The following is a 10,448-nucleotide window of genomic DNA, read 5'->3' on the forward strand; positions in this document are numbered from 1 at the left end:
TTCGGCGATAGCATCAAATATAACGAGCATTTGCTAAATGTTATTGAGAAGTGCAATGCTGATAAAAGGGCGATAAGAGAGATTGGTGGTGAATGAAACTTGACGGTATTTTGTGTGTGAGTTATTCTATTAGTGTTATTAAACAATTTGTTACATTTCTATCTGTATCATGTTTAATTTCTTTACTCAAAGGGGGTCTGGCTTCTAAGTTTGCCGACCGTGAGCCAACTCCCCTTAAAACCACTAACTTAGATACTCATCATTAATAGCTTTTCAATAATAAATAACTATTCACTTTTACCGCATAAAGTATAAAAAATCCTGGGCACTTATAAAAAATAACTGCATATTTAATCAAATTAGCGAAATCCAAATGAATTCATTAAAAATTACTTATAAAAAAGTTAGTGACTTAAAAAAACATATCAAAAATTCAAGAACGCATTCAGACGATCAGATTCAGCAAATAATTAATAGTATTATAGAGTTTGGTTGGACAAATCCGATTTTAATCGATGAAAACGATATTATAATTGCTGGACATGGACGTCTAGATGCAGCAGAAAAACTTAATCTTGATGAAGCCCCTTGTGTTGTTTTGAGTGGCTTAACTGATGTGCAAAAAAAGGCTTACTTAATCGCTGATAACCAGTTAGCTCTTAATGCTGGATGGGATTTTGATATTTTGCAAGCTGAGATTGCTGAATTAACACTGAGCGATTTCGATATTAGCCTGCTTGGATTCAGTGATAGCGAGCTAAATAATATGAATTCAAAAACAGAAATTGATTATCCAGACTCGTTTTCTGAGTGCGATGAAACAAACTTAACTCATAAGTGTCCAAGGTGTGGTTTTGAGTATGACTAATTATAAAATACCATCTGTAGCTGAACTAAAATTACAAACTGAAAATAATAATCACAAGTTCGAAGTAGTTAGTTTGTTTGCCGGAGGCGGGGGGAGTTCAACTGGTTATAGAATGGCTGGTGGCAAGGTTTTGGCTGTTAATGAATTTATCCCAGAGGCTCAAAATACGTACGCCAGCAACTGGCCAACCACTCATATATTCAAATGTGATATAAGAGATCTAACGGGAAGCGACATTTTAAACAAAATCGGTAAGAAAAAATTTGAACTAGATGTATTGGACGGTTCACCGCCTTGCTCTGCGTTTTCAACCGCAGGGAGTAGAGATAAAGGCTGGGGTAAGGTAAAAAAATATTCTGATTCTACACAAGCAAATGTGGAAGATTTGTTTTTTGAATACATAAGGATATTGAGAGATGTGATGCCTAAAGTTTTTGTTGCGGAAAATGTATCTGGTTTAGCTAAAGGGGTTGCCAAGGGATATTTGAACGAAATTTTAAGGGAATTAAAATTATCAGGCTATCAAGTTAGCTGTAAAATCCTTAACGCAAAATTTCTTGGTGTGCCTCAGTCTCGCAATAGAGTTATTTTTGTTGGCGTTAGAAATGATATCTGGCGAGAATCAATGAAAAACAAAACTCATCCAACACCTTTTAATTATATTGTTAATTTAAAAGATGCGTTTGAAGGATTAATTTTCACTAACAAAGATAGATTAGAAACAGATTTAACAAGATACAAAGTTTATGAGCTACTGAAAGCAACCCCCATTGGCAAATCACATCATAAAGCATTTACATTAGCTAAAGCGTCACCAGATGACGTCTCTCCCTGCATAAAGGCGACAACAGGAAAAATAGGCGCAAGAGAATCCTACCACTGGGATAACAGAGCGTTTACTGTGTCAGAAATTAAGCGAATCATGTCGGTTCCTGATGATTATATCCTTACAGGATCATATCAACAGCAGGTTGAACGACTTGGAAGAATGGTGCCACCTTTAATGATGAAAGCTGTTGCGGAAAATATTTATCGAGAGATTTTAAAGTATGGAAATACCTGAAAACTGGTCTTTTAAAAATAAAAATGTTGTTGATAATTTTGACTCGCATGTAACCGAACAACTCCCTTGGTATCCTTTAGCTACAAAAATGGTTGAGCATTTAATAAGAGCTTATTTGCCTCACGACGGGGTGTTAATTGATTTTGGTTGTTCAACTGGGAATATTACAAAAGAGTCAGAATCTGTACTAAAAAGTAGAAATGCGAAAGCTATATCAATTGATAACTCAAAGGAAATGGCTAACGCATTTAAAGGTTATGGTGAGTTAGTTATAGATGACATGGAGAACTATTCTTTACCTTGTTTTGATGTTGCTGTTTGCTTTCTTTCGATTATGTTTATGAAAGTTTGTAATAGAGAGCGGTTTATAAATTCATTGATTGAAAAATGCAACAAAGGTGGCGTGATTATCATTGTTGATAAACTACAATCATTTAACGGCTATCTAGGTACCGTAATTAGTCGATTAACTCTATCAAACAAAATCCTGTCAGGTTGCACTCACAAAGAAATTATTGAAAAAGAGTTAAGTATATCGGGTGTTCAAAGACCAATAGAGAAAAGTGATGTGAATAAATTCACTAAGTGGTTGCAGATTGGTGAGTTCGCAGGGTTTATTTTCGAAAAATGATAAATTATCAGGACAGAATATGGCAAGACCAACAAACTACAGAGAAGAATACGCTGAACAGGCTAGAAAGCTGTGCTTGTTGGGTTATACAGATAAACAATTAGCGGATTTTTTTAATGTTTCAGAGCAAACCATTAACACATGGAAAACTAAGCATCCACAGTTTCTTGAGTCCATAAAAAAGGGTAAGGAGATTGCAGATGTTGAGGTAGTTGAATCATTATATAAAAGAGCCATTGGTATTGAATATGAAGAAGTTGAGTTAAAAACCGATGGGAAAAATAAATCTAAACGAGTGATTAAAAAATTAATTCCACCCGATACAACTGCTCAAATTTTCTGGCTTAAAAATCGACAACCGCATAAATGGCGAGATAAACAAGAAATCGATCACCAGTCATCAGATGGCAGTATGTCACCAAAGCAAGTAAAAGATTTAACTGACGAAGAATTAGAAGCGGAGCTGGCAAAATATGGAATTGAAAAACCAGAGGTTAGCCGAGCTACTGCTAGAACAAAAAATAAGGCGCGCTAGAAGTTCATTTTGGGAATATAGGACGCTTATCAACACAAATTTAAAGCAAGGCTGGTGGCAACAAGAAATAGCAGATAGATTACAGCAGTTTTATAATGATTTAATGTCCGGTAAGCGTCCAAAGCTTGTTATACAAGCCCCCCCACAACACGGTAAATCAGTTCAGATCATTGATTTTATATCTTGGTTAGCTGGTAAATTGCCAGAATACAGAACTATCTACACATCTTTTTCTGAACGCCTTGGGATAAGGGCTAATCTACGATTACAGCGCGTTTATGATAGTGATATTTATAGCAGAGTTTTTCCAAACACTAAAATATCGAGTAAGAACGCTGTAACAATATCAGCTCAGCGGTTAAGAAACAGAGAAATAATCGAATATATTGATCATGAGGGTTATTTCAGAAATACAACTGTTAGAGGGTCTATTACTGGTGAGTCGTTAGATCTGGGTATTATCGATGACCCAATCAGAGGCAGGCAGGATGCTAATAGCTTGGCAATTCGTGATGCGACGTGGGATTGGTTTACTGATGATTTTTTTACGCGATTTAGTGAAGAAGCTGGGTTGTTGGCAATATTGACTAGGTGGCATGTTGATGACCCTATCGGACGTTTAATTGATGCGGACCCTACTGTTAAGGTGTTGAGCTATCCAGCTATTGCGGTTCATGATGAAAAACATCGTAAAGCAGGAGAGGCATTATTCCCAGAGCATAAGAGCCTTGAGTTTTTACTTGAACGTAAAAAAATAATGCCACCTGCTAATTTTGAAGCGTTATATCAACAAAATCCATTTATTACCGACGGTGGCATATTTAAAACCGAATGGTTCAAGTCATATCGTGTATTACCCAAGCTTAAATTTGCCGTTATTACGGTTGATACAGCCCAAAAAACGAAAGAGCAAAACGATTATTCGGTATTTGCACTCTGGGGGCAGGGTGAAGACGGTAACGCATATCTAATTGACATCTTGCGTGGTAAATGGGAGTCGCCCGACTTAATCAAAATGGCTAAAGCTTTCTGGCATAAGCACATTCCTATTTTCAATATTCGGTCTATGAATGTGGAAGATAAAGTCAGCGGAACAACACTGATTCAAACGCTATCTAAATCAGTTGACCACGTTATACCGATCAAAGCTGTTCAACGTAACATTGACAAAATTACACGCGCCAACGATGTAGCACCTTTCATCGAAAGTGGTAGGGTTTATTTACCGGAAAAAGCGGAGTGGTTAAATGATTTTATTGTTGAACATGCACAATTCCCCAACGGCGCACATGACGACCAAGTGGACACTACGTCAGATGGTTTGAATATTATTTTTGGGAAATCTATTACTAGTATCTGGGATGTTTTATGACAAAAATTAACTATCTTACGGATTCATTAGAAAGCCTGTACACATCACTAGGCAATAAAAACGATTCAGTGAGATATTCGAATAAGAAAATATCTGACAGGCAATTGTTAAACATGTATAGCAGTTCGTGGCTGACAGGCAAATACATCGATAAAACAGCAGATGATATGCTTAAACTGCCAAGAGTGTTTAGCGGTGATTATGATGAAAATCTGCTAAAGCTTGTTATTGAAAAGGAAAATCGATTGAAGCTAAACGAGATAAAAGAAAAATTTTTGGCGTTTAGCTCACTACTAGGTGATGCGTTAATTGTCGCTATTACTGATGCTGATGATTTGTCACAACCGCTATCAGATGTCGAAGATATTCAGCGTTTCATCGTGTTAACTAAAGGCGAGTTTAATCCAGATAGTAATATTGATGATGATTTAAAGTCTGCGAATTTCGGTAAACCAATTTACTACACAATCGGGAAGAATGATAAGGTCCATCATTCGCGCTGTCACAGATTGAAACTTGGTAAATCAAAACTGACAGATAGAAACCAATTCGGCATATCGGACTTGCAAAACAAATACAATGCTATCCGCTTATTTGACACAACAATTACATGTATCGGCGATATTATTCAAGATAGTAATGTTGATGTATTGTTTATTCCTGATTTGATAGCAAAAGTGGCACAAGGCAAAGAAGATGATATTAGAAAGTTCATCAATCTAATTAATCATACAAAATCATCTATGAATGCTATTGCGCTTGATGCGGGAAATAGTGAAGCTCAAGGGCGTTGGGAGCAAAAAACAGCAACATACGGCGGATTATCTGAGGTTTTAACAAAACTCATTACTGTTACAGCAGGTGCGCTAGATAGACCGATTACTGTGTTATTTGGACTATCTGCGAGCGGATTTTCAACTGGTGAAGAAGATTTAGAATCATATCACGGCACAATCAACGCATTACAAGAAAGCAGATTGCGACCAGCTCAAGAATTTATCGATAAATTCATTCTCGATAAGATGATGCCTAACCACGGACTAACGTTTGAATACCCTTCTATCAAGGTTATCAACGAGGATAAAGAGGCAACAAGGTTTAGTCAGTTTGCTTCTGCAATATCTGGGTTAGTAACAGCAAATGTTATATCAGATAAAGTGGCTCAAACTGAGCTAATCGCGCGTAAACTCCTAATCAATACGACTGAGGAGGATTTGAAAGATGGAGATTTATTCTCTGCTGAAGAATTCGCTACAGGGGCGTGATAGGTTTTTACCACCAACAACGCCAAGTAAAAGAGCTGAGGTTTATTATCGTGATGCGTTAGCTGATTTTATCCGAGCGATGATAAACCGAATTACTGATGCGCTGAGCAAAAAAAACTTGGTTGATGCTGTTGCTATTAGTGATGATGATTACATTAACTCGTTAATTGAAGTGCTAGCGTCAATTGCTGGCGAGCGCATTGAGGAAAGAGCTAAATTACTGGCTACTCGATTCGTGACTAAGGTCCACTATCAGAACAAGACACAATTTACTCGAAACTTTAAAAATGCTTTTGATGTTGACCTCTCAAGCATTATCGAAAAAGAAATTTTGGGCGATACGTTAGCAGTAGCTATTCAACAAAATGTAGAGCTTATAACATCAATCAAAAATGACTTTATCAATGATATCGGTTCAAACGTTTTCACAAACTACAAAAAGGGTTTTAGGCACGGCGAGCTAATTAATGAAATTCGTGCTAGAGGTAATGTCTCTTATTCTCGTGCAAAACTCATTGCAAGAGACCAAACAGCCAAGATTAACGCTGATTTTGAAGAAGAGCGCAATAAGAAGCTAGGTTTTGATGTCTACAAATGGAAAGGCACTGGTGACGCACGAGAGCGTGAATCGCATTTAGTTTTAAATAACATGCTGTGCAAATATTCTGATCCCACTGTCTATTCAGATGATCAGGGTAAAACGTGGAAAAAGCGCAAATCAATTGGCGGATATATCGGTAAATGTGGGGAAGATTATCAATGCCGATGCTTAGCTATTCCTTACATTAAATTCTAATCAAAATTACTAACTTAATGCTCTTAACTGAGTAGGATTATTTACGTCTAAAAGAGGGCTTTATGGCTTGGGAAATAACACCGCAGGGCTACTTAAAAACAACCGCCAAAATTACAAAAGGAACTGTATTGCAGTACTACGGGCATGAAATTGGATTAACTGACAGCAGAGCAAATAGGCTTATTGATGTTAACCGCACAATTGAGGAGCTTAGTAAAGCTGACACGCTCAAATCAATTGACGGCATGCCGATCACAATCACACATCCCGACAGAAAATCGGTTGATGCTAGCGACTGGAAAAATAAAACAGTGGGTCATGTTCAAACCCCAAGGGTTGAGGGTAATTACATCGTATGCGATGCATATATTCAAGATGCGTCAGCAATTGAATTACTCAAAAACAAAGATATTCGCGAGTTATCTGTCGGCTACGAGCCTGCGGATATTCAAGAAGAAAACGGAAAGTTTTATCACAAAAATATCAAAGTCAATCATGTTGCTATCGTTGCCGAAGGTCGCGCTGGCTCAGATTGTAGATTAAACGATAGTAAACCAAAAATAGGAGCAACATTAATGAAATTTAAAGCAAAAAGAAAGTCGCTTGTTGACGCTATCAAGAAGTTGTTAACAGACTCCGACTTATCTGCTGATGAAATCAGTAAAAAAATTGATGAACTCATGCAACAGCTTGAAGAAGTTCAAGGTAAAGAAGATGAAGAATCAAAAGCCAAGGCTGATGAACTTCAAAAACAAATCGATGAGCTAAAAGCAAAACTTGAAGCTTTGAACGATGAAGAACCAACAGCAGGCGAAGACGACAAGGACGCCAGAATTACGGCTTTAACGGCAGAGCTTGAACAGGTTAAGAAAGAGCGTGATGAATATAAAGCGCGCGTTGAAGAACTTGAAGCAGAAAAAGACAAGGACAGCGTGATGAATGATGCGAAAGCACGATTCCCGAAAGTTAAGCTAAATGATGCTAAAAGTGGGCGTGATGTTCGAGTTGGCGTGTTAGTCGATCATGGGATTTACACAAAGGGCCAAGCATCAAAATTAACAGACGCAGAAATCAGAGCAGCTTATGCTGGTCTAGTAGCTACAAGCACTAAGAAAAACAAGGTTGTTTCAAGTTTGCTTAATGACAGCAAAGAAGCACCAGCAAAATCAGCCAGTGCGCGATTAGGAGGTAAATAATATGGGTTACAGTTTTACAAGTTGGGATTCAGATCAGGGGACAATGCAACCAGGCTCTATTCACCGCGTATCAAGTTCAGATAGCAAGGTATGGGGTGAAGAAAATTTAACTGGTAAAGATTTATTGTGCGGTACTTTCGTTGCAGTCAATGCGGACGGCGGTATTAAAGCAATCGAATCAGCAAACGATTTAATTCACGGTATTATCGTGCGTGATATTTACGGCGATAAGCACCCGAATAACCGTCACATCAACATCGGACACTTTTCTCATGGTGATTCAGTTGTTGCGTTAGCGGTAAATGACATCGAGTTGAAGCGTGGTGAGCGTGTTTATATCGTACCGACGGGTGATGATGCTGGGAAAATCACAAATGTTGCCGAGGGTAATATTGACTTAGGTTACTGGGTCGAGCGTGTCAGCAATGGTAATCACTGTGCAGCGATCACACTAGGTTATGCGCAATCGGTAAAATCAGTAGCAAGAGGAGTTAAAGCGTAATGGCATATGAAAATGTAGATTATAGTGACGTTATCACAGAACAACTGTTAGAGCGTGATAAACAGTTACAAGAAAAAGAACTACCTGAAATTAATATCGGTCAAGCTGTGCCTGTTACAGAAGGGCTTGATTTTGCAACCGAAGAATGGGAATACGGTGTTACTGAAGTTCGCGGGTCTGTTAAAAATGGTGTAATTGGTATTAAAACCACATCACTCGAAACAATTGACAGCACCATTGAAGCGAAAAAATCGCCGGTAGTTCAGTGGGCTAAAGGTTTGGTTTACACTCAACAAGAAATTGAGAAAGCTCAGAAATTAGGTATCAATTTACCAGCTAAAAAGCAAAATGACTTGTACGCTAACGCGGTGGCAACTATTCAATATGCTGGATATGTTGGGCATGAACAAAAACCCGGTCAAGAAGGGCTGTTAACTGGTAAGCAGGTTGAAGTTTATAACGACACATCAGGTAAGACGTTAGAAGAAATGTCATCTGAGGAATTCGTTAAAATGATTCTTGGTGCATACGATAAAGTTTGGTCTCGTTCTGACTATACTATTCAGCCAGCCAATATCGCAATGGATGCAAAAGATTTCATGACAGCAATGCAGAAATTCGACCCAAATCCGCAAATTGTCGGCACGGATCTATTACCAATTGCTGCTATGGATCGTGTCATGGCGGCATTGCGAAAAGCGTCACAAAATGACAGCTTTAATGTCAACTTTGTTAAAATTCCTGCTGGATACGCCAAAAATATTAACAAAAACAAATCACGTTTAGTAATCTATACGCCAGACGAAGATTATCTTGAAATGAAAGTACACATGCCAGAAATCTTAGAAGTAATGCGAAAAGATTTACTCTCATATCAAAGCGGCTATCGTTCAGCATTTACTGGTGTAATGTGGAAAGAGCCTAAATCTGCGCAGTATGTAGACTATAAAGTCTAAAAATAAGGGGTATTTATGAACTTTCGTGATGAATACCCCGAATTTTCAAAAGTCGATGACGGCACAATCAAGAATTTCTTAGAAAGCAGTGCGTTAGTTGTGAGTGAAAAGGCATGGGGTAAATTATACGACCTCGGCTTGTTTGCTTACACGGCGCACAGATTAGCTATCAAGGGCTTTTTAAATCGGGATTTAGACGATAACGTTATTTTTAACAATGGCGAAAACTTTAAATCAGTATCGAGCAAATCAGCAGGCGGTTTATCAATCGGCTACACATCACAAAACACATCATCTGGCAACCCAAGTGACTACGATTTAACTTCAACATCATACGGTCAAGAATACTTACGCTTACGCCGTTTAATAACTCCGATTGGGGTTATCGGATGAGTGAATTAGAAATCGTAAAACGACTAAAAGAAGTCATGAAGCGAGCTGAACAACTAAACCGAATTCAATTGGTTGTTGGTATTCCGAGTGATGAAAATTCACGAAAAGAATCGGCTAGCATAACCAATGCCGAACTTGGTGTTATTCATGAATTTGGAGTGCCTGAAAAAGGTATTCCAGAACGTTCTTTTATGCGGTCCACAGCGTCAGAAGAAGCCGAAAACTTGGGGCGACTTGGTAATGCTCGTATCGCCGAATGCTTGAAAGGTCAAAAATCTGCGCATGATGCTTTTGCTGATGTTGGTGCTTATTTGCAAGGTAAAATCGTTGAGAAAATAACTGATGGCGATTTTGTGGCAAATAAAGAAGAAACAGCAAAGCGTAAGAAATCAAGTAAGCCGTTGATTGATACTGGACAACTACGGGCATCAATAACTTACGAGGTAAGAGAAAATGAATCGTGAATTAATATCGCAATTTTTAAGCGATCCGTTTTTTGCTACTAAAGTTAATTTTGAATCGCTTGGTGATATTACCTGCATTATTCAACCTGCTAGTAATGATGATTTACAAATATTACCCGAGGGCGATAGGTATAACCCAACCGTTAGAATATTTTCTCGTGAAAAAATCACTAATGGCATGCTGTTTCATCATCACGGTATGAGATTTAAAGTTATTTCGGAATCAATATGGAGCGATTATGGCTATTACGACTGTCTCGCGACTAGATATGATGGCTCTCAGACGCACGATAGCGGAGGTTTTGACGTTACCTGAGGAGTTAGTATTTGATGCTAACAATATGCAGGACGTTTCAAAACTGGATAAATTCATCACTGTACTAAATGCGTATCAGTCGGATATCGGG

Annotated in this window: 13 protein-coding genes; all 13 read left to right on the forward strand. The window is 38.1% G+C overall.

The features are described from left to right. Window positions 1–373: 373 nt before the first annotated feature. The 13 genes from GQ596_RS00880 to GQ596_RS00940 all read left to right on the forward strand — a co-directional run bounded on the left by GQ596_RS00880 (window position 374) and on the right by GQ596_RS00940 (window position 10,357). Window positions 374–868, forward strand: a complete 495-nt coding sequence (locus GQ596_RS00880; protein ID WP_160399809.1) for a ParB/Srx family N-terminal domain-containing protein — start codon at window positions 374–376, stop codon at window positions 866–868. Continuing rightward, window positions 861–1,931, forward strand: coding sequence for a DNA cytosine methyltransferase (locus tag GQ596_RS00885; RefSeq protein ID WP_160399810.1), 1,071 nt, complete (start codon window positions 861–863; stop codon window positions 1,929–1,931). The genes GQ596_RS00880 and GQ596_RS00885 overlap by 8 nt, the downstream gene beginning before the upstream one ends. After that, entirely contained in the window at window positions 1,918–2,562 is a 645-nt protein-coding gene (locus GQ596_RS00890; protein ID WP_160399811.1) for a methyltransferase domain-containing protein, read from the forward strand. The genes GQ596_RS00885 and GQ596_RS00890 overlap by 14 nt, the downstream gene beginning before the upstream one ends. Before the next feature lie 19 nt (window positions 2,563–2,581). Further along, entirely contained in the window at window positions 2,582–3,097 is a 516-nt protein-coding gene (locus GQ596_RS00895; protein WP_160399812.1) for a hypothetical protein, read from the forward strand. Then, window positions 3,042–4,469 (forward strand): phage terminase large subunit, encoded by a 1,428-nt coding sequence (terL, locus tag GQ596_RS00900; RefSeq protein WP_160399813.1) that lies wholly within the window; start codon window positions 3,042–3,044, stop codon window positions 4,467–4,469. The genes GQ596_RS00895 and terL overlap by 56 nt, the downstream gene beginning before the upstream one ends. Next, window positions 4,466–5,734 carry a DUF1073 domain-containing protein gene (locus GQ596_RS00905; protein WP_160399814.1) on the forward strand — a complete coding sequence of 423 codons (1,269 nt, stop codon included), beginning with the start codon at window positions 4,466–4,468 and terminating at the stop codon, window positions 5,732–5,734. Before terL ends, GQ596_RS00905 begins: the two co-directional genes overlap by 4 nt. Next, window positions 5,691–6,530, forward strand: a complete 840-nt coding sequence (locus tag GQ596_RS00910) for a phage minor head protein (protein ID WP_160399815.1) — start codon at window positions 5,691–5,693, stop codon at window positions 6,528–6,530. Before GQ596_RS00905 ends, GQ596_RS00910 begins: the two co-directional genes overlap by 44 nt. 62 nt (window positions 6,531–6,592) lie before the next feature. Further along, window positions 6,593–7,726, forward strand: a complete 1,134-nt coding sequence (locus GQ596_RS00915; RefSeq protein ID WP_160399816.1) for a DUF2213 domain-containing protein — start codon at window positions 6,593–6,595, stop codon at window positions 7,724–7,726. A 1-nt stretch (window position 7,727) separates the two neighbouring features. After that, window positions 7,728–8,228 carry a hypothetical protein gene (locus GQ596_RS00920; RefSeq protein ID WP_160399817.1) on the forward strand — a complete coding sequence of 167 codons (501 nt, stop codon included), beginning with the start codon at window positions 7,728–7,730 and terminating at the stop codon, window positions 8,226–8,228. After that, complete coding sequence (locus tag GQ596_RS00925) at window positions 8,228–9,184, forward strand: major capsid family protein (RefSeq protein ID WP_160399818.1); 957 nt, start codon at window positions 8,228–8,230, stop codon at window positions 9,182–9,184. Before GQ596_RS00920 ends, GQ596_RS00925 begins: the two co-directional genes overlap by 1 nt. Before the next feature lie 15 nt (window positions 9,185–9,199). Next, on the forward strand, window positions 9,200–9,577 hold the full coding sequence (locus GQ596_RS00930; RefSeq protein ID WP_160399819.1) for a DUF4054 domain-containing protein: 378 nt from the start codon (window positions 9,200–9,202) through the stop codon (window positions 9,575–9,577). After that, window positions 9,574–10,041 (forward strand): hypothetical protein, encoded by a 468-nt coding sequence (locus GQ596_RS00935; RefSeq protein ID WP_160399820.1) that lies wholly within the window; start codon window positions 9,574–9,576, stop codon window positions 10,039–10,041. Before GQ596_RS00930 ends, GQ596_RS00935 begins: the two co-directional genes overlap by 4 nt. Next, entirely contained in the window at window positions 10,031–10,357 is a 327-nt protein-coding gene (locus tag GQ596_RS00940; protein WP_160399821.1) for a hypothetical protein, read from the forward strand. The genes GQ596_RS00935 and GQ596_RS00940 overlap by 11 nt, the downstream gene beginning before the upstream one ends. Window positions 10,358–10,448: the final 91 nt, after the last annotated feature.

Source organism: Gilliamella sp. Pra-s60, from assembly GCF_009795755.1.
Lineage (GTDB): Bacteria > Pseudomonadota > Gammaproteobacteria > Enterobacterales > Orbaceae > Gilliamella.